The 24702-nt window shown below is 36.6% G+C and carries 17 protein-coding genes and 6 pseudogenes; 12 read left to right on the top strand and 11 right to left on the bottom strand.

Going from position 1 to position 24702, the window contains the following annotated elements; all coding sequences use genetic code 11:
- The first annotated feature begins 196 nt into the window (after positions 1–196).
- Positions 197–556: a hypothetical protein gene (locus tag L3081_RS21835; RefSeq protein ID WP_242288427.1), complete on the top strand. Its 360-nt coding sequence runs from the start codon at positions 197–199 to the stop codon at positions 554–556.
- Between the two features lie 358 nt (positions 557–914).
- Here L3081_RS21835 and L3081_RS21830 read toward each other — a convergent pair whose 3' ends face one another.
- The 3 genes and pseudogenes from L3081_RS21830 to fadI form a co-directional block, all read right to left on the bottom strand.
- Entirely contained in the window at positions 915–1124 is a 210-nt protein-coding gene (locus L3081_RS21830) for a hypothetical protein (RefSeq protein WP_242288426.1), read from the bottom strand.
- A gap of 400 nt (positions 1125–1524) precedes the next feature.
- Positions 1525–3663 (bottom strand): annotated as a pseudogene (fadJ, locus tag L3081_RS21825) (fatty acid oxidation complex subunit alpha FadJ).
- A 104-nt stretch (positions 3664–3767) separates the two neighbouring features.
- Positions 3768–5071: pseudogene (gene fadI / locus L3081_RS21820) on the bottom strand (acetyl-CoA C-acyltransferase FadI).
- 357 nt (positions 5072–5428) lie between these two features.
- On the opposite strand from fadI, the pseudogene L3081_RS21815 reads away from it, so the two are divergent.
- From L3081_RS21815 to L3081_RS21775, 9 genes and pseudogenes are all read left to right on the top strand, one after another.
- Positions 5429–6393: pseudogene (locus L3081_RS21815) on the top strand (AAA family ATPase).
- Positions 6394–6445: 52 nt separating this feature from the next.
- The gene (locus tag L3081_RS21810; protein WP_242288425.1) at positions 6446–7519 is read left to right on the top strand and encodes a DUF58 domain-containing protein; all 1074 of its coding nucleotides are present in this window, start codon (positions 6446–6448) and stop codon (positions 7517–7519) included.
- A complete protein-coding gene (locus L3081_RS21805; RefSeq protein WP_242288424.1) occupies positions 7507–8055 on the top strand; it encodes a DUF4381 domain-containing protein in 549 nt (182 codons plus the stop codon). Before L3081_RS21810 ends, L3081_RS21805 begins: the two co-directional genes overlap by 13 nt.
- Complete coding sequence (locus L3081_RS21800; RefSeq protein ID WP_242288423.1) at positions 8052–9041, top strand: vWA domain-containing protein; 990 nt, start codon at positions 8052–8054, stop codon at positions 9039–9041. Before L3081_RS21805 ends, L3081_RS21800 begins: the two co-directional genes overlap by 4 nt.
- A gap of 20 nt (positions 9042–9061) precedes the next feature.
- Positions 9062–11107, top strand: coding sequence for a vWA domain-containing protein (locus L3081_RS21795; protein WP_242288422.1), 2046 nt, complete (start codon positions 9062–9064; stop codon positions 11105–11107).
- Positions 11101–12363 (top strand): BatD family protein, encoded by a 1263-nt coding sequence (locus tag L3081_RS21790; RefSeq protein WP_242288421.1) that lies wholly within the window; start codon positions 11101–11103, stop codon positions 12361–12363. The genes L3081_RS21795 and L3081_RS21790 overlap by 7 nt, the downstream gene beginning before the upstream one ends.
- A gap of 53 nt (positions 12364–12416) precedes the next feature.
- Positions 12417–12830, top strand: coding sequence for a BatD family protein (locus tag L3081_RS21785; protein ID WP_242288420.1), 414 nt, complete (start codon positions 12417–12419; stop codon positions 12828–12830).
- 13 nt (positions 12831–12843) lie between these two features.
- Positions 12844–13416, top strand: a complete 573-nt coding sequence (locus L3081_RS21780) for a sigma-70 family RNA polymerase sigma factor (protein ID WP_242288419.1) — start codon at positions 12844–12846, stop codon at positions 13414–13416.
- Positions 13406–14170: a DUF3379 family protein gene (locus tag L3081_RS21775; RefSeq protein WP_242288418.1), complete on the top strand. Its 765-nt coding sequence runs from the start codon at positions 13406–13408 to the stop codon at positions 14168–14170. The genes L3081_RS21780 and L3081_RS21775 overlap by 11 nt, the downstream gene beginning before the upstream one ends.
- Before the next feature lie 487 nt (positions 14171–14657).
- On the opposite strand, the gene L3081_RS29255 is transcribed toward L3081_RS21775, so the two are convergent.
- From L3081_RS29255 to putP, 5 genes and pseudogenes are all read right to left on the bottom strand, one after another.
- Positions 14658–14837: a diguanylate cyclase domain-containing protein gene (locus L3081_RS29255; RefSeq protein ID WP_420839775.1), complete on the bottom strand. Its 180-nt coding sequence runs from the start codon at positions 14835–14837 to the stop codon at positions 14658–14660.
- On the bottom strand, positions 14810–15547 hold the full coding sequence (locus L3081_RS21770) for a sensor domain-containing diguanylate cyclase (protein WP_242288417.1): 738 nt from the start codon (positions 15545–15547) through the stop codon (positions 14810–14812). Before L3081_RS21770 ends, L3081_RS29255 begins: the two co-directional genes overlap by 28 nt.
- Positions 15548–15752: 205 nt before the next feature.
- Positions 15753–16130, bottom strand: coding sequence for a heavy metal-responsive transcriptional regulator (locus L3081_RS21765; RefSeq protein WP_242288416.1), 378 nt, complete (start codon positions 16128–16130; stop codon positions 15753–15755).
- Between the two features lie 258 nt (positions 16131–16388).
- Positions 16389–17954 carry a protein adenylyltransferase SelO gene (locus L3081_RS21760; RefSeq protein WP_338027451.1) on the bottom strand — a complete coding sequence of 522 codons (1566 nt, stop codon included), beginning with the start codon at positions 17952–17954 and terminating at the stop codon, positions 16389–16391.
- 231 nt (positions 17955–18185) lie between these two features.
- Positions 18186–19674: pseudogene (gene putP, locus L3081_RS21755) on the bottom strand (sodium/proline symporter PutP).
- A gap of 236 nt (positions 19675–19910) precedes the next feature.
- Between putP and L3081_RS21750 the strand changes: the two are divergent.
- Both L3081_RS21750 and L3081_RS21745 read left to right on the top strand, forming a co-directional pair.
- Positions 19911–21131 (top strand): EAL and HDOD domain-containing protein, encoded by a 1221-nt coding sequence (locus L3081_RS21750; protein WP_242288414.1) that lies wholly within the window; start codon positions 19911–19913, stop codon positions 21129–21131.
- A 204-nt stretch (positions 21132–21335) separates the two neighbouring features.
- The gene (locus L3081_RS21745) at positions 21336–21914 is read left to right on the top strand and encodes a Tll0287-like domain-containing protein (RefSeq protein WP_242288413.1); all 579 of its coding nucleotides are present in this window, start codon (positions 21336–21338) and stop codon (positions 21912–21914) included.
- Positions 21915–22000: 86 nt separating this feature from the next.
- Here the strand turns inward: L3081_RS21745 and galE are convergent.
- The 3 genes and pseudogenes from galE to cysC all read right to left on the bottom strand — a co-directional run bounded on the left by galE (position 22001) and on the right by cysC (position 24681).
- Positions 22001–23021 (bottom strand): annotated as a pseudogene (gene galE / locus L3081_RS21740) (UDP-glucose 4-epimerase GalE).
- Between the two features lie 90 nt (positions 23022–23111).
- Positions 23112–24035, bottom strand: coding sequence for a DHH family phosphoesterase (locus L3081_RS21735; RefSeq protein WP_338027450.1), 924 nt, complete (start codon positions 24033–24035; stop codon positions 23112–23114).
- Between the two features lie 9 nt (positions 24036–24044).
- Positions 24045–24681 (bottom strand): annotated as a pseudogene (gene cysC, locus L3081_RS21730) (adenylyl-sulfate kinase).
- Positions 24682–24702: the final 21 nt, after the last annotated feature.

Raw genomic sequence — 24702 nt, 5'->3', positions numbered from 1 at the left:
TCATCGGTATATTGACGTCAAAAATTTAGCATTAAAACAATCACGTTATGCTAACCATCCAAAATATCTAAATAATAAAGTGTAAATAACTCGGCACGCCTCTATTAGTCTAAGTTCCATCTAATGTCAAACTTATTTGGCACGGTTTAAGCATATTCATTGTTGATAATACTAATAAATAACTAAATGAGGAAAAGTGCATGTTAAATTCAATTATTCTTTCAATGGCTATGTCAGTTTCACCACTCAAGTTACGGATATTCATAGTTTAGATATACAAGAAATCGGCGCAAAACGTGGTACTCGTCGTTTGAGTGATGATAGCAACCTGAATATTGAAACGATTGGAGCTAAACGAGGTACTCGTCGTTTGAGTGATGATAACAACCTGAATATTGAAACGATTGGAGCTAAACGAGGTACCCGTCGTTTGAGTGATGATAACAACCTGAATATTGAAACGATTGGAGCTAAACGAGGTACCCGTCGTTTGAGTGATGATAACAACCTGAATATTGAAACGATTGGAGCTAAACGAGGTACCCGTCGATTATAAATCCAAACAAAAATTTATAAAAATCAAAAAGGTTTATTATGACCAATTTATTGAAAATGCTTTTTACTACAAAAAAAGCGAAAAAAGTTAACCCTATTGCAGCACGTATTGAAATAAAAGAAACGTCTGCTAACACTTGGTGGTCTTAATCCACCAAGAATATAGGTAATTCCTTATCTTTATGACAACTGTCATAAGTATCTAAAAGCTTACTAACATGGATGTTAGCAACTTTATTTCCAGTTACACCTTCAGAAGTTTACCCTTTCTATTTAAAATCTAGCTACTTAAAAATAAGTCTTATAGGGTATCCTTAGCAACATCTACCTATCAACTATTCAGTAATAACAACCGATCATCAAGCATTGAAAATCAGCTGTTTAATCCCAAACAAACGATATAACTGCATTCGCTTTTTCATAACAAACATTGGCCAAGCTAGCAAGCCAAATACAATACCCGCTACCGTCCAACGCTTACAGCCAAGACCTGTTAATAGAGCTTGACAGTAAAAAAACACACCACACAACACGCTATAACAAATAATTAACAACATTAATAAAAACATAATTACCCGCTTACTAACACCACACTAATAATACTAATACACCTAAAAATCGGCGCTAATATAATTAAATAACACTATTTAATCAAGCATGACACATCTATTTTCATTATTACTTGACAAAATAATGAGGCAAAATATTTCCCATACCATCAGGAACAATTTGCCACTATGCGGATCTTTTTTGCCATTTTATTATTGTTCAGTTAATACCAATTGCATTAGTTAAGTGATCTATTTTATACGTTGAAATGATCACATAGTGAGTGAGATTGGTTTAATACATTTACTTTCAAAAAAGAATAAAAAAACGCCAACTCCGAAGAATTGGCGTTTTAACTCGTAGTAACTATTAGTTAATTGGTAAAGCGTAGTAATTTTATTTAATAATACTTAACAGACACTAATAATATTTAGTCCCATTTTCAGCCATTGAGACTAATGCTTCGCAAGGAGTGTAGCGTTCACCATATTGCTCAGACCATTGAGCTAATTGTGCCACGATAGATTGAGCGCCAATTTTATCTATATAACGTAATGGTCCACCTAAGAAAGGTGGAAAGCCTATACCAAATATAGCGCCGATATCAGCATCACGTGCATTTCGAACTATACCTTCATCAACACAACGAGCAGCCTCATTAAGCATCATATATAGACAACGTTTAGCTATTTGATCATTAGATAAGCTACCAAGCGGTTTCAAATTTAATAATGTATAAATACTATCATCAACTTGCTTCTTACCTTTTTTCGCCTGTTTGCCGTATAAATAAAAACCTTTATTTGCTTTTTTACCTAATCGTCCGTCATCTAATAGTTTAGAGAATGCTGAAGGTGCGGCAAATCGTTCGCCTAAATCAGCTTGTAAAATTGGCCCTATTTTGGCGCCAACATCAATACCGACTTCATCAAGTAATTGCATTGGACCAACAGGAAAACCAAAATTAACCAAGGCGTTGTCTACCTTATCTATAGGTTCGCCGCCTAATAACAACAGTGCCGCTTCATTCATATAAGGTGCTAAAATCCGGTTAACATAAAAACCAGCTTTATCTTTAACAACAATAGGTGTTTTACCTTGTTTTTTGGCAAAAGCTACTGTTGTAGAAATCGTTTGATCTGAGGTTTTACCTACAGCAGAATCATGGGGAATAATCTCCACCAAAGGCATTTTATCAACAGGTGAAAAATAATGTAAACCAATGACATTTTCTGGTCGCGCTGCTTTTGCCGCTATATTTCCAATAGGTAGACTAGAAGTATTACTAGCAAAAATAGTAGACTCTTTCGTATTCTTTTCTATTTCAAGCACCATATTTTGCTTTAATTCTAAATTCTCAAATACAGCTTCTACAACAATATCAACATTTTTATAACCAGAATAATCAACACACCCGGTAATCATCGACATTTGTTTTTGCATTTCACTTTTACGGATAAAGCGACGTTTTACTTTTGCATTAAGTAAATCAAAACTATATTTCAATGCATGGCGAATACCTTCATGGCTAATATCTTTTATACGAACAGGTATACTTGCTTTAGTTGCCGTAACAAACGCAATACCTCCACCCATTAAGCCGCCACCTAAGATACCGACTTTTGAAATTTTTTCAGGTAAAACATCAGCAACACCCTGCTCTTTTTTCATTTCTGTTGTTGCAAAGAAAAGGTTACGTAATTGGGCTGATTCAGGACTCATCACTAACTCAGCAAAATGCTCTGCTTCAATTTGATAGCCTTTCGCCGGAGACTCCTCTACCCCTGTTTTTACACAATCAATAATTTTAACCGGCGGCTTGGTAATTTCCTTTCGTTTTAGACAAAACAGATTTTGTAGCTTGCTTATAAACAATGCCACGGCCTACTGAAGTGCCTTCAAGGAATTTATTAACGAAAGACGATTTAAATTTCACTGATTTTTTAAAGTTACCGGTAATGCCATTTCTTCTGCTGTAGCCAATAAAATACTATTCGGAACAACATCGTTAACCAAACCGGCTTTTAGTGCTTGTTTAGCACGCAATTGTTTACCTGTTAACATCATATCCAGTGCTTTTTGCACCCCGACAAGTTTTGGCAATCGTTGCGTACCACCACCACCTGGCAGTAAGCCTAATTGTACTTCAGGTAAACCTAAAGCTGTTTTAGGGCTATCACTACACACACGTGCATGACATGCCATCGCTAGCTCTAAACCGCCCCCCAAACAGGTGCCATTAATTGCAGCAACAATCGGCACATTTAACTGTTCAAGTTGTGAGAAAAGCATTTGACCTTGACGAGTCATCGCCATCACAGCCTCTTTTGTTTTACAGTCATTGATCATATTAATATCAGCACCGGCAACAAAAGAATCTTTTTTGCCACTACATAGCACAATCCCAGTAATGGTCGAATCTGATTTAATTTCAGCCAGAACCTCTGATACCTGCTCAGCAAACTCAGCCTTAAGCGTGTTCATTGTCTCGCCAACTACGTCTATCACTAAATGAGCAATGCCATTTTTTTGTCGAACGAGGGTAAACGCACTAGTAATGCATTTTTCTTCAGTAGACGTTAATTCATCATTGTTCACTGATACCATTTCAGCATTGTTCACTGATACCATTTCAGCATTTACTTCTTTTTTATTATCGCTCATTAGTCTGTCTCCACAACCATTGCTGCACCTAAACCACCTGCCGCACAAGCTGTAGTTAAGCCTACACCACCGCCACGACGATTAAGTTCATTTAACGTTTGCGTAATTAAACGCGCCCCCGTAGCAGCAAACGGATGACCATAAGCTAACGAACCACCCATTACATTAAATTTTGTCATATCTATCTCACCAATTGCTTTATCACGACCTAAGTGCTCTTTAGCAAATTTAGCACTTTCAAACATTTGCATATTTGCAAGCGTTTGAGCAGCAAAAGCTTCATGCATTTCAATTAGATCTAAATCAGCCAATTCAAGTCCTGCGCGTTTTAAAGCAATAGGCGTTGCATAACTCGGCCCCATCAATAAATCTTGCCAAACATCAATGGCAGCAAACCCATAACTACGAATATAACCTAGAGGCTTATAGCCAAGTTCTTTTGCTCGACCTTCACGCATTAATAAAATAGCCGCGCCACCATCAGTTAAAGCCGTACTTGTTGCCGCCGTAACTGTGCCGTGTTTTTTATCGAAACAAGGGCGTAATTTTGCATAACCTGCTAAAACAGAGTTTTCACGAATACAATTATCTTTGTCGATATAATGATTGTACGGTTCACTATGTGCACTCATCACTTCGCCATCAAGTTTACCTTCAGCCCGGCTTTGAGTTGCTAAGGTATGAGAACGATGGGCTAAAGCATCTTGATCTTCGCGCGAAATATTATATGTTTTCGCCATTTGTTCGGCCGTTTGCCCCATTGAGATACCAGTAGAATATTCAGCAACAGCAGGAGCAACCGGTAAGATATCTTTAAAACCTAGTTTACGAATTAATGCTATTTTTTGGCCTAGTGTTTTTGTTTTACTTAAATCTAATAAAGTACGTGCAAATTTTTTCGATACGCCAATAGGTGCAACAGAAGATGAATCGGCCCCCCTGCAATGCCCACATCAACAAATCCGGCCATGATTGACTCAGCGATATTAACCGTTGATTGAAAACTCGTTGCACAGGCTCTAGAGACACTATAAGCATCCGTATGTAAGTTCATACCTGTACCTAAAACAATTTCGCGGGCAATATTTGGCGCTTCAGGCATTTGAACTACTTGACCAAAAACACATTGATCAATAATTTTCGGATCAACATCGTGTTTCTGTAATAATTCATTTACCACCATTTTTCCTAAATCAACGGTTGGTACACCATGAAAAGCCGTAGCTTGTTTAGCAAAAGGGGTTCTAAGCCCTGCAACTACGGCGATACGTTCGCCTGCCCGAGTGGTCATTTTTATCGTCATGTACTTTATTCTCCAATGTAAAGTGCTCATCCTACAGTCAAAGGCAAAACACCAAGAGGTCAGACCTCTTAAGTAATACCTTGATTCTATCTAACTGTACAAAAATATCAATCCTTGTTTTAACGTGTGATTCAAGAAAGCTTATTAGAGCATAGTTTATTAGCTGAATTATATGAGAAAAAATTTGTTACAACTAAGTCAGGTAATGGTTGTTTTATTTACTAACACCCTTATATATACTCTTGTAACTTCGAAAAATGACCATCATCTATCGAAGTTATTTCAGTTTTAACCACTAGAATGCATTATCATGAATGCACTTTCTTATATTGATTATAAATTTAAAGACAATTAATTATGGCAATTGAACATTTTTCAGCATTAAAACAACATTTATCTCAACAAATTATTGGTCAACCTGCCTTTGTAGAAAATTTACTGATTGCTTTATTAGCAAATGGTCACTTAATTGTAGAAGGACCGCCAGGATTAGCAAAAACTCGTGCGGTTAATGCTTTAGCTGAAGGGATTGAAGCTGATTTTCATCGTATTCAATTTACACCCGATTTATTACCGGCCGATTTAACTGGCACTGACATTTATCGTCCTGAGGACGATAGTTTTGTCTTCAAAGCCGGCCCATTATTTCAAAACCTAGTTCTGGCTGATGAAATTAACCGAGCCCGGCAAAAGTACAATCAGCATTATTAGAAGCCATGGCTGAAGGCCAAGTAACAGTAGGTAGAAAAACGTATCAACTGCCAGAATTATTTATGGTAATGGCTACACAAAACCCTATTGAGCAAGAAGGTACTTACCCATTACCAGAAGCGCAACTCGATAGATTTTTAATGCACTTAGAAATTGATTACCCTGATGCGGCAAGTGAATTAGAAATCCTAAAACTTAATCGCGGCGAAGCCCTTAACGATTCTAACCAAGAAAAAACGCAATTAAGAGTCTTAAGTCAAACAGAAATATTTAATGCACGCAAAAAAGTACTAAATATTCATATGGCTTCTAGTCTTGAAACCTATATGGTTGATTTAATTATGGCAACACGTCAACCTGAAAAATATGATGAAAAACTCAAATCATGGTTAGCCTTTGGCGCTAGTCCACGCGCTACCATTGCCCTAGACCGATGTGCACGTGCCCGCGCCTGGTTACATAACCGAGACTTTGTTAGCCCTGAAGATATTCAAGCCGTATTACATAATGTATTAAGACATAGAATTATTCTTAGTTATCAAGCCGAAGCTGAAGGCATTACAGCCAATCATTTACTTGATCATTTATTGAGTTTGGTTGCGGTAGCCTAATGATAAAAACTATGGCCAGTAAAAATACACTATATCTTAAGCTAATATAACAATGTGGTTTAAACAAAAAACAATTAACAACAAAGAAAAACATTCTAACATCGACTGCCAAAGCCAACTTGCTAGCATACATAGCAACGGAGTAGAACTTGCGATGGCTGAACTGCTTTATTATCAAAATAAAACAGCGTTGATCGACTTGTCTGCCCGTAAAAATATTCATGGTCAAATGTCAGGTAACTATTTATCTCGCAGTAAAGGGCGTGGAATGGAGTTTGATGAAGTTCGCCATTATCAAACAGGAGATGATATTCGTGCTATTGATTGGCGAGTTACAGCGAGAACCGGTAAAACTCACACGAAATTATTTCGTGAAGAATTAGAACGACCAGTGCTCATTGCGACTGACCTAAGTGCAAGTATGCATTTCGGTAGTCAATTATTATTTAAATCTGTTCAAGCCTCTCATCTAGCAGCATTAGTTGCATGGCATGCAAAAAACAGAGGTGATCGATTAGGTGGTATCGTATTTAATCAACATGAGCACTTGGAGCTAAAACCAAGAAGCCGCAAAGAAGGCGTTTTACATTATCTTCACGCCTTAACTTCTATGCATTCATCTCAACATCAAGCACAATATAGCATAAATAATACAACTGACTATCCTGATGAGAGTCTTAATCAAAAAGCTAAAGAACAACAAAACTTTTTTAGCAATAACTGTGCTCGCATACGACAAGTAGCTAAACCCGGTGCTTTAATTTATTTGATAACCGATGCTCAAGCATTGAAAAAAGGAAATAACGTAGATCAACAAGATGCACTACGTCATTTAACACAATTAAGTCAACATTGTGAATTGGTCGTTTGTTTAATTGAAGATCCATTGGAACGAGAACTTCCCACAAGCACAATGAAACTTAATGTCACCTTGACTGACGGTTCTAATCGCCGGCAACTCACGTTAGGTGATAAAAAAACGGCAATAAAATACCAACAACAAGCACACAATCTTAGCGAACAATGTACGGCCTTGCTAACTAAAGCAGGTGCACGTGTACTTCATTTCAACGGACAAACATTAGAACAACAGTTAAAAACTGGAGCACAATTTTGCAACAAGTAAACGCGCTTCCCACACAAACATTGGCCATAAAAGACATTCATGTTCCTGAGCCAATTTCAAACTTTCCTGTCGCTTACGGATGGTGGATATTAGCTGCTTTGCTTATAAGTATCTTTGTTATTACCTTTATCAAATTGAAAAAATTAGCTAAACAAAATCAGGTAAAAAAACAAGCATTACAGCAATTAAAAAATACACCTAACCTACCGATAAACGACACCATAATGTTGCTTAAATGGGCAGCTATGCATTATTTTTCTAGAGCAGAACTAGCAAAACTTTTTGGTCATTCATTACAACTTTTTTTTACCAATACATTACCTATAAAATACCAAGAAAAATTCAAAAGCCTTAGCGAACAAGCCTTTTTAGAACAATATAAAAGGGATAATGACCAAACTAACGAAAAAGTGGACGAAAATCTAACGCAAGCAGCAACACTCTGGTTAACCCATGCACTCCCCCCTAAAATGAAAAAAATAACTGCTGAAAATGCTATGAGTGATAACAAAACCAAACAAGGAGCAAACACATGATAACTTTTGCTTGGCCTTGGCTGCTTTTATTATGCCCGTTGCCTCTCTTCATTTATTGGCTGCCTAAAAAAAATGATGCTCAAGCTAGTGCTGCTTTGATAATTCCTCAACTAATTGAAAGTTCCTCAGTTAAAGCAACAAATCAAGAAAAGAAAAAGGCACCTTTGATCATTTTATCCATTTGTTGGCTATTAACAGTTGTAGCCTTAAGCCGGCCTCAGTGGCTAGGCGATGCCATCGATATTCCTACCGAAGGCAGAGAAATGATGATCGCTGTTGATTTGTCAGGCAGCATGCAAATTGAAGATATGGAGCTAAATGGTAGAACAGTCAATCGTCTTGATATGCTCAAAGTTGTTTTAGGAGATTTTATCGAACGTCGTGTCGGTGATAGACTTGGTTTAATACTCTTTGGTGATGATGCTTATATGCAAACACCAATGACTTTTGATCGAAAAACAGTGAAGCAAATGCTTGATGAAAGTGTTTTGGGCTTAGTGGGTAGAAAAACCGCTATAGGCGACGCAATAGGGCTTGCTGTGAAACGATTTGATGCCAAACAAAAGTCTAACAAAGTATTACTCTTATTAACTGATGGTCAAAATACGGCAGGAAAAATATCACCAGAACAAGCACTAGAACTGGCTGTTGCAAAAAACATCACCATTTATTCAATTGGTATTGGTGCAGACGTTATGCTGCAAGAGTCTTTATTTGGCACTCGACGAGTAAACCCATCAAGTGAACTGGATGAACGCACGCTAACGAAATTAGCGAATGAGACAGGCGGAAAATATTTTCGTGCCAAAGATAGTCAAGGTATGAGTCAAATTTATCAACTACTTGACCAACTTGAACCTATAGAGCAAGAGCAACAACAAATGCGCCCATTAACGGCATTATTTTATTGGCCTTTAGCAACAGCATTATTAATTAGCATGCTTTATTTTTTAGCCCTTAATTTACCCAGTTTTAGTCGTAAATAACCTAGGTATTTATTTCAGTCATGAACTCTTTCGATTCACTCATCACAAACTTTCATTTTGTCAGACCCTATTGGTTATTGGCTATATTGGTTTTATTACTCGTGCTTTGGCGATTAAAAAAACATCGTTTTTATCAATCTCCTTGGCAACAATTTTTACCACATCATCTAAGCCATGTACTCGTTGAAGGTGCATCAAGTTCTCAAAGTACGACGAACGGTTTGTCTACGCATCTCTTTTTATTAAAACCTTTTATTATTGGCTTATTAACAATTTTTGCCCTTCTTTGCCGCCCAGTCTGGAAAAAATTACCTCAACCTGTTTATCAAACTGAACGGGGTTCCGTACTGATTATGGATATGTCGTATTCAATGTATGCAACCGACATAAAACCAAATAGATTAACACGCGCTCGATTTAAAGCTATTGATTTACTGAATAAAATCAATGAGGGCGATACGGGATTAATTGCCTATCTTGGTGATGCTTTTGTGATTAGCCCATTAACACAAGACGTTAAAAACATAGCACTGTTATTACCTTCGTTAACGCCAGAAATAATGCCAGTTCCTGGCGCTAATCCATTAGCCGCGTTAACCCTTGCTCATGAAATGCTGTTAAATGCAGGACATTTAAATGGCGACATTTACTGGTTCACTGATGATGTAGATAATCAAGAAATAAATGATATTTATCAATGGTCTAATAAGTTTGGTCATCAACTAAATATTTTAGGCGTAGGCAGCCAAAACGGTGCTCCTATTACGTTACCAAGTGGTGAGTTATTAAAAGATGGCAGCGGTGCTATTGTTGTGCCTAGATTACCAAGCCAAAAACTTATGTCATTAGCATCTCGTGGCAATGGTAATTATCAAACCATTAAAAATGATGATAGCGATATTAACCAATTAATTGTAAACGATGAAATTCATGAAAAAAATAGCAATGACAAGCAGCAAAGCCGGCAAACGGGCGATCAATGGCAGGAGCAAGGCGCATGGTTATTAGTGCTAGTTCTACCTTTACTTTTAAGTTATTTTCGACGGGGAAGCACTGTGCTAATGATCCCGTTAGCATGCCTACCTCTATTATCTTTATTATCCTTTTCTCTTATAAGTCCTATTAGCTTTGCAGTAGAAAATGATAATCAAACAGCATTATCAAACACAACAAAGCTATCGCAGACAGAAGAAACAAGCACGACGAGAACAGCGGCACAAGGATTATGGGAAAGCTTATGGCAAACAAACGATCAACAAGCACAAAAAAACTATGATCAAGAAAATTATCAAAGTGCTGCACAACAGTTTGAAAACCCACAATGGCAAGGTAGCGCTCATTATAAAGCAGGTAATTACGAAGAAGCACTAAAAGCATTTAAGCAAGGTGAAGATGCAAATACGGCTAATGCTCTATATAACCAAGGTAACGCACTAGCACAGTTAAAAAAATACGAACAAGCCATCGAAAGCTATGAAAAAGCATTAAAAAAAGACCCTGAATTACAGGATGCCAAAGACAATATAGAAACCATAAAACAACAACAAAAAGAAGAGCAAAAACAACAAAACGATCAATCTCAAGATCAACAAAATAAAGATAATCAACAAGACGAACAATCCCAAGATCAACAAAATAAGGAAAACCAACAAGGCGAACAATCACAAGATCAACAAAATAAAGATGAGCAACAAAACGCTCAAAATGATCAGTCTCAAGAGCAACAAAACAAACAGAATCAGCAAAAAGATAATGAGGCAGATCAAGAAAAAAATAGCGAAGAAACTGCAGCTCAACAAGACGAACAACAATCAAAAGAGACAGAGAAAGAACAACAAGAAAACAATACAGCTGAGCAATCAGAAAGTGAAGATAAACAAGGAAAAGAAAAAACAGCCGCACAAATAGCAGCCGAACAACAAGCAAAAGAAACCGAACAAAAACATCAACAATTGTTAAACAAAGTAACAGACGACCCTTATCTATTACTTCGCAATAAAATGCAATTAGAATATCAAAAGCGCAAACAAAATGGCGCGAGTCAAGGAGTTAAGAAACAGTGGTAAAAATTATATATAAGTTATTAGTTTTAATAAGCTTAACAGTCATCTTAACAACAAGCCCCAACGCATTTGCACTCACAAGTGTTACTGCTAGTGTCGACTCAAATCCCGTTATGAGTAATGAATCAATAGTGTTAACTATTATTGCTGATGATAGTGTAGAACGTGACGCACTTGATACATCGCCACTTTTAACCAGTTTTATAATTGCGCGTACAGAAGTTAGTTCTCAAACGAGTATTGTAAATTTAAGTATGAGTAAAACTACTCAATGGCAAATAGTGTTGATGCCTAGATCAACCGGTAATTTAATCATCCCTTCATTAACTATTGATGGCCACCAATCCCAACCAATAACTTTACAGGTGCTTGACCAAGGAAGTACTGGCTCAAAACAGAAACAAGATATTTTTGTCACTGCAGAACTTTCTTCAAATGATATCTATGTACAACAAGTAGTCACTTTAACCATCAAATTACATGTAGGTGTCCAAATACAACGAGGCAGTTTAACTGAACCAACGTTAGAAGGCGCAACAATAGAGCAAATAGGTAAAGACCAAGAAAGTGATGGTATTGTTAATGGTAAACGCTATCGAATAATCGAACGTACTTATGCCATAACTCCAGAGTATAGTGGTGAACTTACCCTTACCACCCCTATGTTTTCTGGCGATGTCATGGTGCAATCGCAACGACGTTCAGGGTTTTTAAGTTTTGGTGAAACCAAACCGGTTAACGTTTTAGGTGATAAATTATCGCTGAACGTACGCCCTATTCCAGACAGCTTCCCCATCAGTGATAACAGCCGATGGTTACCCGAATTATTAACTTTGCATCAAGAGTGGCAACCAGAGGCTGCTGACTTTAAAGTAGGCGAACCTATCACGCGAACCATCACCTTAACAGCTGCAGGTATAGGTAAAGCTCAACTACCTAATATAGTAATGGAAGCCCCTCTTTGGTTAAAAGTTTACCCTGATCAAGCTGAAGAACATGCAAACTTAACTAAAGAGCGCCTTATTAGCCAGAAGCGTCAAAATTTCGCACTCGTTGCGAGTCATGCCGGTGAATATGTGTTACCTAAAATAACCATTGCTTGGTGGAATACTATTACAAATAAGTACCAACAAGCTGTATTGCCTGAGCAAAAAATAATCATCAAAGCGAACCCTGATGCGCCAAAATCGTTAGTAACAAACACGGCACAAGCACCTTTAATTCAAGCTAATAATGCTCCGGAACCACTCCTCCCCTAATTAGCCAACCTAGCGTTGAAAAAAATAACGTTTTACAATGGGTATTTTTAGCATTGTGGTTACTAACCCTACTTGCTTGGGCATTACATATAGTCATACTAAAACGCACAGGTATTGCTAAACCCAAACAAAAAGCAAATAAAAATATTAATAACCATTACCTTGCTCTCATGGCAGCATGTAAACAAAACAACGCAGAACAATCGCTTAATTTAATTTTACCTTGGCTTAATAACTCTACCTTAAGACTAACCAACAAAGAAATATCAACGTTATCAGAAGCCATTTTACATATTGATAATGAAGCATTTACCAAGGCTATTAATGAGGTTCAACAACATTTGTACGCTAAAAATGCAGACAATAGCCCATGGTCAGGAGTCGACTTGTTAAAGGCAATACAAGCAGTAAATGCTTCAGGTGTAACAAAAAACAATTCGTTGAACGTTACACTAAATCCGTCTTAAAATTAAAAAATACATGTTTAATAAAAATAAACGAAATAAATCAGCTGTCCCTCAGGTCTCTACTAACATGGCAACTAAACAAGTTAGATACGAAGCACTAGTTAAGGCTCTGCACGGCGATTTATACCGATACGCTTATTGGTTAACTCACGATAAGCAGGTGGCAGAAGATCTAGTGCAAGAAACATTTTTAAGGGCATGGCGAGCACTTGATTCATTACAAGATGAAAAAGCGGCAAAGTCATGGTTAATTACCATTTTACGACGAGAAAACGCAAGACGTTTTGAACGAAAACGCTTTGATATGAGCGAATACGAAGAAGCTAGCATTATGGATACACAGTCCACGAGTGCAGAACAGAACATAGATAACGATTGGCTAAGAGATAAAATAGCGAAACTACCGCCTGAATACTCTGAACCATTAGTATTACAAGTACTTGGTGGGTATAGCGGAGATGACATAGCCAAATTGTTAAATTTAAATAAAAACACCGTGATGACAAGATTATTTAGAGCACGTCATCAATTAAAAGATGCGTTAGAAAAAGAACCTGATAAAACGAGGCTTATCTATGAAAGATAACTCTATGAATGACAAAACAGCACCTGCATCGGCAAGTATTATGGATGATTTGCATTTTAGACGCAGTATATTTGCTAACCCTATGACTCAAGACGAAGACGTTATTGAGGCACAAAAAGCTGACCCCGCTAAAAAGAGGTTAGCACAAGAGCTTTGTCAATTTGATGAGCAAATTAAACAAGCAATGAAAATACCTGTACCCGATGATTTATGTGATAAATTGCTTTTACGTCAAACATTTGTAAGTCATAAACAAGAAAAACGTAAAACTCGAATCCATTTAGCTCTAGCTGCTTCTGTTGCAATTATTGCCGGATTAGTAGTGAATTACTTGCAGTTTTCCTACAGTTATAACAACTTAGGGGATTATGCCCTTGCGCATGTATACCATGAACAAAGTATGTTTTCTAATAATGATAACAAACGAGTCAGCTTAGCCTCATTAAACAAAAAAATGACAACATTTAGCGGTAATTTTAATACCTCAATGGGCGAATTAATTGCAGCTGATTATTGTCGATTTGATGGTATGAAAAGCCTACACTTAGTCTTCAAAGGATTAACTGATGTTGTCACTGTTTTTGTTGTTCCTAAAGAAGAGCATCTTACCTTTACTGATAAGTTTAGCGATAAAACATTACAGGGAGAGTCCCTCAGTTTTGAGAATGCTAATATTATTGTAGTCTCAGATAAAAATGAATCACTGAGCAAATGGCAAAACGTCATTAAAAATAATATTACTTGGTTAATTTAATCCCAACTAACTTATTAAATAACCTGATGAACTCGGGTTAATGAATGTTAAATTAATTACATTAAGTATTCATTTTTAATAGGTTGAGATTCTTCACTGTTTAAGAAGCTAATTATTATTTCTCAGTATTGATAGTTTCGTGTATATCAAGGCGGATTTGGTGATCTAATGGTCGGCTATTGGTAACAAATTCAACGTAAGTAACCTCAGCTCGGCTTAATAAATGATCTTCTAGCAGCTATTTTTACTAACTTCGGCGTTAAATTCACTTGCAATAGCTCCCTATTGACGCGTAAATTTGCCTTGCTTATTTTGCGGACTAAAATAGTAAAACTATCAAGCTAGAAGTGAATCGAAATTTTAATATCTAATTTTCAACAAGTTAACTATATCTTAAACCGAGCTCAGTTATTCCCCTTAGCAAAATTCAACAGCTAAGGGGAAATACATTGAATAATTTTTTAGCATTCATACACAAGCATAGCTGTTATATTAAAATTTCTGCTGAATCATTATTTTCACCATACATACAAATCTTATTTCGCCCGCTAAGTTTGGCTTGATAAAGCGCTTTGTCTGCCCGCACATAGATTTGGTTAAAGTCGAAATCCCCTCTTTCATAAGAAGATACACCAAGGCTTAGCTTGGGTAATATTTCTCCACCCAATCCCCTGTAATAGATTGCTTGTCCATAAAAGATCGAATTTTTTCAGCAATCCCCCCTGCTGACTTCGCATTGGTATTAGGTAGCAACACCAAATATTCCTCGCCACCCACCCGCGCAAGTACATCTTCCTCGCGCAGTAATTTTTTTGTAGTAGCAGCAACAAATTGAATAACCAAATCCCCAACAGGATGTCCATATTTGTCATTAATTTCTTTAAAAAAATCAATATCTAACATAATCAGAGATAAAGGTTTATTATAACGTACAGACTCTGATAAGTACTTACCCCCTAAAGTGAACAAAAAACGGCGGTTAAATAAACCCGTTAGCGGATCAGTCGTTGCTTCCACTTCCAATTTTTTTTGAATAGAATACATTTCAGTAATGTCGGTTGATACACAAAGCACACCAACAATGCGTTTATTAACATTAAAAATAGGCTGTTTAGACGATAAAAAAACTCGCTGTTCACCCGTACTTTTAATAATAACAACTTCTTTGTCTTCAACGTAGTCACCAAACTCTAACACACAGTTATCGCTATTCTGCAAAGTGTTGTAATCAAATAACTGACTATCTGAGCAACCAATAATTGAATCTAATTGTGCCTCTAATAAGGTCGCTAACTTTCTGTTGACATAAACATACTTTTTATTACGATCTTTAATCGATACATAAGCACCAAAACAATTTAAAACGAGTTGACACAATTCTAGATCAGCTTCAATATTTTCTTTTTTAAAATTATCATAAGAGCCTACGCTTGTATCATGTCTATAATAAATAGATTCATATTATTATTTTCAATAACGTACATTACGTTATTGCCAACGTCCTTTTTACAATACCTAGTATGCTATCTTTAACCTTGAATTCTAACTTCTTGAACTATAAACTTGAGCTAAAACCTTTAAATTAATAATGCATTTTCTCTATCACAGCACAGCGCTCTTCCTTACAATCAGGACTACAACAATCAATAATATTCATTAATTTCTTTTCAATTGCTTGTAAATGAGATATTTCATTTCTGATGTCATCTAACTTGGAGGTTGCCATATTATGAAAAGCCCTACATCCATAGGATAAATCATCAAGCGACCGAATTTCATTTAGCGTAAAACCTAAGCCTTTCGCATTAATTATAAATTTAAGTCGTGATATCGTACTTGCGGGATATTGCCTAAATCCATTTAACGGCTTTTCTGGTTGAGTAACTAAGCCCTGTCGTTGATAAAAGCGGATGGTTTCAACACTTATCCCTACTGCATTGGCTAATTTACCAATTGTCATGGTTTTGCCCATATACATCCCTCTGGCTGATTAAAGTAAGTGAAGTTAACTCTTTTGAAATAAAGACAAATTACTTATACATAATAGACTCCGTACCTATGTACCAAGTCAACATTTAAGTTAAAAAATGTTGACTTAAATGACAGAAAACAAGGTTATAGCAATTCTCTTAAGTTTAATTCTCACTTCAAACTACATTAGCGAGCGTTAAATCTTAGCGATAACCGTGATTAAAAAGAGGGGTATTCCAAAGAAACGTTATGTTCCACAAAAGGTTTGATAATATTTATCATCATCTTTTGGTGTATCTTGATAATTTTTTGTTGTTTCAATTTCTTGATAAGGTGAGCGTAAAACATGAAGGAACTCACTAACAAGCTCTGTAACCATATTTTTTTTATTCGCAGGGGTTTCGTTCTCGCGCGTCGTTAAAAACAGCTCACAACGTTCTAAAATTTCTTCTACATGATGATTTCGAGGAATAACCACAGGGTTATTCTTTACCATTAACGCTTCAGCGTCTTGTGTAGATATTTTCAGCGTTTCAAGGTGTGTTAGCCATGTTTCATACCAATGGCTCAAGGAAGTATCTAGCATCTCTTTTTGACTTGGATCTGAAAGGGATTGTGTTAAAAAATGAAACGTTTGGGTGTAATCTAAATTATGCGATTGCATTAATGTCAATAGCTCATCAATTATTGTTCTCTCATCCCCGTTTATCGCATTCATACCTAGTTTTTTCGCATACATATTATGATAGGCTTGATCGAATTTATTGGGGTATTGATGAATGATTAATTCTACTTTTTTTAATGCTTGTTGTTCATAATCAGCGTCATCCGTTTTGCCATTAAAAGCATTTTCTTCATCTTTGTTTTTATGAGCGCTTGTTAGTATGAGTAATAAGCAATCAGCTAACCTAGCCATATTCCATTGCCCTATTTTTCCCTGACTACCAAAAGCATATCGTCCATATTCATCAATAGAACTAAATACTGCGTCTTCATGATAGATGCCCATCATAGCACAAGGGCCAAAATCAATGGTTTCTCCACAAATAGCGGTGTTATCGGTATTCATCACGCCATGAATAAAACCAATACGTAGCCATTGAGTAATCAAGGTGATTTGTTTATCCATCACGCGCTCTAAAAAGCATAAAACACGTTGTTCTTCTGATAAATTTTCATCCTCATTTATTTCAGGAAAATGCCGTTCTATACTGTAATCAAGTAATTTATTTAATGATTGTATATCCCCACGAGCTGCAAAGTATTGAAAACTTCCAACACGAATATGACTCGCAGCAACACGAGTAACTACAGCGCCAGGTTTAGCCAACCCCCGATTAATCAGTTCTCCCGTAGCCACCACAGCTAAACAACGTGATGTTGGTACACCAAGCGAATAAAGCGCTTCGCTCATAATATACTCGCGCAAAGCAGGTCCTAGGGCACACTTTCCATCTCCTCGTCTTGAAAATGCTGTTTGACCAGAGCCTTTCAGCTGAACATCACGACGTACACCATCTGTATCAACCAGTTCACCCAGTAAATGAGCACGACCATCCCCCAAATTAGGATTAAAATGACCAAACTGATGACCAGAATACGCTAACGCAATAGCATTTGTGCCCTCAGGTAATTGATTACCTGAAAAATACTGAGCTAATAAGGCATCATCTTTTTGAAGTGCGGGTGTAAGCAACAAGCTATCAGCGAGTTTATTGTTCCATAACAATAAGTTAGCTGCAGGTACTTTTTGGGGTAATGCACGCTGAAAAAAGTGTTCACCCAACGCGATATAACTATTAGAAAGTTTCAATACTTCGTCCATATTTTTGTGTTCATACCAAATTGTACGCCACTACTACCCACTAACAATAAATCATACCAATCTCAGCAACAATGTGATCATTTCTACTTGCTAAAATCACCAATTACTTCGTTATTTATTTAATCATTAGAACAACTCATTATTGAAATAAATATCTTGTATTTGGCAATTTTTTCTACGTATAAAATAGATCACTTAATTAATGTAACTGGTATCAAACTACTGATGATGGGTAAGCATTTCATCATGCTGCGCTAAAATAGCACTATCTTCTTGTGGAGACATAATACTAACAATATAAATCACCAAAGAACAAAGAATAAAACCAGGCACTATTTCATACATCACTGAGCTTAATGATTGACCATTAATAGTAAAAGGCAAGTATATCCACAACAAAACAGTTGTAGCGCCTGTAATCATACCGGCCAAAGCAGCATTACGTGTCATTTTCTTCCAATACAAGCTACCAATAATTACAGGGCCAAAAGCAGCACCAAACCCGGCCCAAGCATTACTCACTAGGGTTAAAATAGTACTGTTACGATCATAGGCGAAGTAAACCGCAACTAAAGCGACTAAACAAACAGAAATTCGACCGACTAATACTTGTTGTTTATCACTTGCTTCTTGGTGCAAAAAGGTTTTATAAAAATCTTCCGTTAAAGAGCTAGATGTCACAAGAAGTTGAGAAGAAATAGTACTCATAATTGCCGCTAATATTGCTGCTAATAAAAAACCAAAGAATCAGTGGACTAAATAAAATTTGCGATAACACAATAAAAATTGTTTCTGCATCATCAAGCTGCATACCTGTTTTAGCTACATACGCAATACCAAAGAAACCTGTTGCCATAGCGCCTATAATTGCAACTATCATCCAACTCATACCAATTCGACGAGCAGTCGGCATATCTTTAACACTTCGAATGGCCATGAATCGTACAATAATATGAGGTTGACCAAAATAGCCTAAGCCCCAAGCCATTGCTGACAGTATACCGATAAAACTCACACCACTAAAAATATTGAGTAATTCAGGGTTAATCTGATTAACACTTGCTGTTACCTCACTGATGCCGCCCACTTCATTTATAGCAACAACGGGGACAAGTACCAAGGCAACAAACATAATACAACCTTGAACAAAGTCCGTTAAACTCACGGCTAAAAAACCGCCAAAAAAAGTATAAGCTACTACAACGCCAACAGTAACATACAAACCTAATTCATAATTTAAACCAAAGGAGCTTTCGAATAATTTTCCGCCTGCAACAATACCGCTTGAAGTATAAAGCGTAAAAAACACCACAATAACCACAGAAGAAACGACTCTTAACATTCGAGATTTATCGTCAAAACGATTTTCAAAGAAATCTGGGAGCGTAATAGAGTCACTGGCCACCTCAGTATAGGTTCTAAGACGCGGCGCAACAATAAGGTAATTTAAAAAAGCCCCTACAACTAAACCAATGGCAATCCATAAACTGCTCATGCCGGTGATATACATGGCGCCAGGCAAGCCCATAAGCATCCAACCACTCATATCTGACGCACCAAGAGAAAGTGCCGCAACACTAGGGCTTAAACTACGTCCACCCAACATAAAACCAGAAACATCATCCGTCGATTTTTTATATGCGTAAAGACCAATACCTAACATGACAATAAAATACAATGCCAAAGAAACCAACGTTCCAAATTCCAAGTTCTTCTCCTTAAATTATTATTATTCTAATTAAAACTATTATTTATAAAGTGACCTGCTACGCTATCAAGAAACCAACTAAAAATAAACCTAAGTATTAGAATCGTCGTATTAAAAAAACATCACTGAAAAGTTACAATATTAAAAACAATAAATTTACTCACAATCTTGCATCTTCAAATAGAACAGGTATATTGATTAATAACTGATTTTATTAGAATGAAAATGTTCAAACTATGTACTTTTATGCCGCTAGACAGCCTATTTTAGATGTAAACAAAAAACTTTATGCTTACGAGTTGCTTTTTCGCGATAGTATAGACAACGTTTTCCCCGATGTAGATGGTGATGTAGCCACAAGTAAAATGATTGAAGCTAGTAAATTTAATATGGGCATAAGTGATTTCACTAGTAACAAACTTGCTTTTATTAATTTCACACTAGAAACCCTCTCTGAAGGTTATCCTGAGATGCTAACCAACGAAGAAGTTGTGGTAGAGATCTTAGAAACCGTAAAGCCGGGTAAAAAATTACTTTCCTTATGTCAAGATCTTCATAGTAAAGGCTATATAATCGCGTTGGATGATTATGAGCATCAGAGTGTTTGGGCGCACTTCTATCCTTACATCAAAATAATTAAAGTTGATATTCAACAAACAAACTTTGATGAAATAGATATAATTATTGAAGCAATTAAAGATCATCCACACATTGAACTATTAGCAGAAAAAGTAGAAACCTATGAAGAATATGATCAAGCATTACAGCTAGGTTTTAAATACTTTCAAGGATTCTTTTTTGCTAAACCTGAAATGATAAAAACTAAAAATTTATCACCCTCTCAACTTGCGATGGCTGAGCTACTTTACGAAACATCAAAACCAGAATTAGATCTCGCCAGTATTACCAGTGTGTTTGAGCGTGACGTGACGTTATCTTATAAATTACTACGTTATGCTAACTCCGCTATATTCAGACGCCGAAGCGAAATATCTACCATTAAACAAGCCTTAGTCATACTAGGTTCAAGTGAACTTAAGCGTTTTCTAGGACTCATGTTTGCCATAACAGCAAACCCTGACAAACCGTCTGAACTGATAAAGCTAGCAATGACACGTGCTAAATTTTGTGAACTTGTTGCTCACGACATTAAATCTCAAGCGGATGATTCCATTGCTTTTTTAATTGGTTTATTATCAATGATAGATGCAATCTTAGATGAAGAGCTTGAGGTTGTATTAGCTAAACTGCCATTAGCTGCAGAAATAAAAGATCCCTTACTTACCCGCAAAGGCATCATGGCTGCTATTATCAAATTAGTGGAATTCATTGAACATGCTCAATGGGAGAAAACTAACTTAGTGATGGAAAAACTCAAACTAGATAAGGAACAAGCCGTTAGACACTATAATCAAGCACTTGCTTGGGCTGATGAACAAAGTCAGTTGTCTGGCTAACAATTTGAATTAAAAATTTTTTAATTTTGACCCGTTTCATTAATTAAGTGAGCAATTTTATACGTAGAAAAGTTGCCACATACATGGTATTTATTTCAATAACCAGTTGTTCTAATGATTAAATAAATAACGATGTAGTGGGATATTTTAGCAAATAGAAATAATCACAACGTTAATGAGATAGGTATTATATAGGATTTCAGTATGTTAACTTTCTTAAAAAAAGGGCTTTTGGTTGCCCTAGGTCCTAGCCTTTTAATATCTTCTTATTCAGTGCTAGCTCATGAACCCGATCTTAATGCACTCAAAGCAGAAGCGATCACAATCGTAAAACAATTCGGAGGCACATTAAAACCACAGCTTAAAAAAGCACTCAAAGAGGGTGGCGTTAAACACGCCATTGAAGTGTGTTCAGTACTAGCTCCCAATATCGCTAAAGAATTAAGTTTAGCCAGTCAATGGCAAGTAAAAAGAGTCAGTTTAAAGGCAAGAAATAACCCAAATGCAATACCTGACGCTTGGGAAAAGTCAACGTTAGAATCTTTTGATCAACGCCAAGAAACAGGTGAAAAGCCACAAACCATAGCAAAAGCTGAAATCGTGAATCATGAATATAGATTTATGAAAGCGCAAGGGGTTGAACCGCTTTGTTTGACTTGCCACGGAAGTAGTTTAAGTGAGGAAGCTAAAGCTGCACTGACGCAATACTATCCTGAAGATAAAGCAACGGGTTATGCTTTAGGCGAAATAAGAGGCGCTTTTAGTTTAACCAAACAGTTATAGCTAACAAAAAACTCAGAAGCCACTTCAATATAAAGACTTAATGCCTTTTGAAGTGGCCAATACTAGGATAAGACCTTCTAGATTGATTAAAAACCTTGTGGATTTTCTGACTGCCAACGCCAAGTATCTTCAATCATCGTTTGTAAATTTCTTGTTGCTTTCCACCAACAGTTCATTCGCAAGATCAGCATTGGCATAGACTGTCGCTAGATCGCCAAGACGTCTTGGTACTATTTTATATGGAATATCTTGTTGGCTAATTTCTTTAAAAGTATTGACAATTTCAAGTACAGACGTGCCATTGCCCGTACCTAAGTTAATAGCTTTACAGCCTGTAATTTTATCCAAATTCTGTAATGCTTTAACATGACCCTGAGCTAAATCAACCACGTGAATATAATCACGAACGCCAGTGCCATCTACCGTATCATAATCGTCACCAAATACCTGCAATTGCGCTAACCTTCCAACGGCAACTTGTGCTACATAAGGTAATAAATTATTAGGTATACCATTAGGGTTTTCGCCAATTAAGCCTGAATGATGCGCACCAATAGGATTGAAATAGCGTAAACAAGCAATAGACCAATCACTGTCACTTTTCGCTAAATCAAACAAAATATGCTCAATCATCAGCTTAGTTTGTCCGTAAGGGTTTGTTGCAGAGGTAGACATGGTTTCATTTAACGGCGAAATATTATCACCGTAAACTGTAGCAGAAGAGCTAAATACCAGTTTTTTTACCTTATGTAATTCCATTACCCTGAGCAAAGTAACCGTACCTGACACATTGTTATGATAATAATTCAGTGGCTTTTCACTTGATTCGCCAACCGCTTTATGGCCTGCAAAATGTATAACCGCTTCAATATCATATTGCTCAAATAGTGTATTCATCGCGTCATAATCACACACATCAGCTTTAATAAAAGTGACCGATTTCGACGTAATTTGCTTAATTCTATCAAGTACTTTAGTAGAAGAGTTTGACAAGTCATCGACAATAACGATATCCCACTCTTTTCCCTCTGAGGCAGCTAACATTTGTATTTCAACAACAGTATGACTGCCAATATATCCTGTGCCACCCGTGATCAATAAACTCATTATATTCCCTTGTCTCTATAAAATACGGTTTATGCGTAATATTTTGCCACGCTATCAAAAAAATCGCCAAGCATTTCTGCAGGCAAAGCATTAATCCCTGCGGCAGCAGACCGACCACCGCCGGTAGGAAAGCCAAACACATAACTCCCCTGCCCCTTGTTTATTATTTAAGGGAGCCCTTAAACTGATAGTATAGGATGCTGCTTCTTTATGTGTAGTTTCATTTAAAGTAACAACTACATGCGCTTTGTTTGGTGCGGCATTCGCTAATTCATTACCAAACACACCACTTACGCGTCTAGCCCATGGTTCGTCAGCTAATTGTACCGCACTTAATTGGTCGTTATCTATCAATATTGTTGCTTGTTTAGCTTGCTCCATATCGGCTGTGTAAGCGGCTTGTAATTGATAAAAAATGGAATCGTCTTCACTAATTAAATCAAAAGGATTAGCATAATCTAACAAGGTTTTAAATAACATCGCCGGATGAAAATGCAAATCATCAATACTGCGCCCATAACCATTGTAATTAATATAAACGCCTAACTCACTTAAAAGTGCTTGTTGCTCAATTGATACATTGTGTTTATCCGCAAGTGCTTGTGCTGAAGCTTGCATATTATCACCAAACGCAGCGGCAATAGCCCAATAAATAAACTCGTTATTCAAATAGTTATTGACCAATAAACTCGTACAAATATTAGCATCGGTATCTATTAGAGTTGTCAAAAACTTAGATTTTGGTAACTCACCTGTTCTATGGTGGTCGACATAAAAAATAGCAATCTCTTTGTCTAGTAACTGTGATAAAGCTTCAACATTCTTTTCTAAAGAAATATCTAACACTGTCACTGACGTTGCCTTATTCCTATCAACATTTTTCAGTAAGCTAATATCGCGCTTTACCCCAGTGACCAAAATCGAGTCTTTAGGGTGCGGTTTGTCTCGAGACAAATGAAGCTGTAATAAAGCAATAATGCCATCGGCATCACCATTAAACACATCATAGTGCATATGTTAACCTTATTCTTTAGTACTAAAGTGATTATTTAAATTTTGATCTGTCGAAACAAAGCCCTGTTTAACCAAATAATCGACAATTTGCTCGGCACAAGCTTGAATTGATTGCTCAGCTGTTTTAACGTGAATTTCTGGGTTTTCAGGTGCATCATAGGTAGAATCAATCCCGGTAAAATCTTTTATTTCACCTGCTCGGGCTTTTTTATACAGCCCTTTAGGATCACGTTGCTCACAAATACTAATGGGGGTATCAATATACACTTCAATAAACTCACCTTCCGCCAATTTAGCTCTAGCACTAGCTCGGTCTTGTATAAAGGGTGAAATAAAGGCAGTAGACACAATTAATCCCGCATCTAAAAACAGTTTTGAAACTTCACTTATGCGGCGTATATTTTCTATTCGATCTTCATCACTAAAACCTAAGTCACCATTTAAACCATGACGAACATTGTCACCATCAAGTAAATAACTATGACAACCTAATTTGAAGAGCAACGCATCAACCGCATTAGCTACGGTTGATTTTCCTGAGCCACTGAGCCCCGTATACCATAATAAGCATGGTTTCTGGCTTTTCAAACCAAAATTGTTCTTTGGAAATATGTTGTTCATGCCAAACAGTATTTTCTGTTTTCATTTTATACTCTTTAATAATGTC

Origin of the sequence: Colwellia maritima, assembly GCF_022669015.1 — a bacterium.
GTDB classification, from domain to species: domain Bacteria; phylum Pseudomonadota; class Gammaproteobacteria; order Enterobacterales; family Alteromonadaceae; genus Colwellia; species Colwellia maritima.
This window is presented reverse-complemented; position numbering and strand designations above follow the sequence as displayed.

What these genes read in the sequence shown, in the direction of transcription:
- L3081_RS21830 (WP_242288426.1), bottom strand. Translation starts at nt 1,124, where the DNA reads ATGTTTTTATTAATGTTGTTAATTATTTGTTATAGCGTGTTGTGTGGT.
- L3081_RS21810 (WP_242288425.1), top strand. Translation starts at nt 6,446, where the DNA reads ATGTGGTTTAAACAAAAAACAATTAACAACAAAGAAAAACATTCTAAC.
- L3081_RS21800 (WP_242288423.1), top strand. Translation starts at nt 8,052, where the DNA reads ATGATAACTTTTGCTTGGCCTTGGCTGCTTTTATTATGCCCGTTGCCT.
- L3081_RS21795 (WP_242288422.1), top strand. Translation starts at nt 9,062, where the DNA reads ATGAACTCTTTCGATTCACTCATCACAAACTTTCATTTTGTCAGACCC.
- L3081_RS21780 (WP_242288419.1), top strand. Translation starts at nt 12,844, where the DNA reads ATGTTTAATAAAAATAAACGAAATAAATCAGCTGTCCCTCAGGTCTCT.
- L3081_RS21775 (WP_242288418.1), top strand. Translation starts at nt 13,406, where the DNA reads ATGAAAGATAACTCTATGAATGACAAAACAGCACCTGCATCGGCAAGT.
- L3081_RS21765 (WP_242288416.1), bottom strand. Translation starts at nt 16,130, where the DNA reads ATGACAATTGGTAAATTAGCCAATGCAGTAGGGATAAGTGTTGAAACC.
- L3081_RS21750 (WP_242288414.1), top strand. Translation starts at nt 19,911, where the DNA reads ATGTACTTTTATGCCGCTAGACAGCCTATTTTAGATGTAAACAAAAAA.
- L3081_RS21745 (WP_242288413.1), top strand. Translation starts at nt 21,336, where the DNA reads ATGTTAACTTTCTTAAAAAAAGGGCTTTTGGTTGCCCTAGGTCCTAGC.
- L3081_RS21735 (WP_338027450.1), bottom strand. Translation starts at nt 24,035, where the DNA reads ATGCACTATGATGTGTTTAATGGTGATGCCGATGGCATTATTGCTTTA.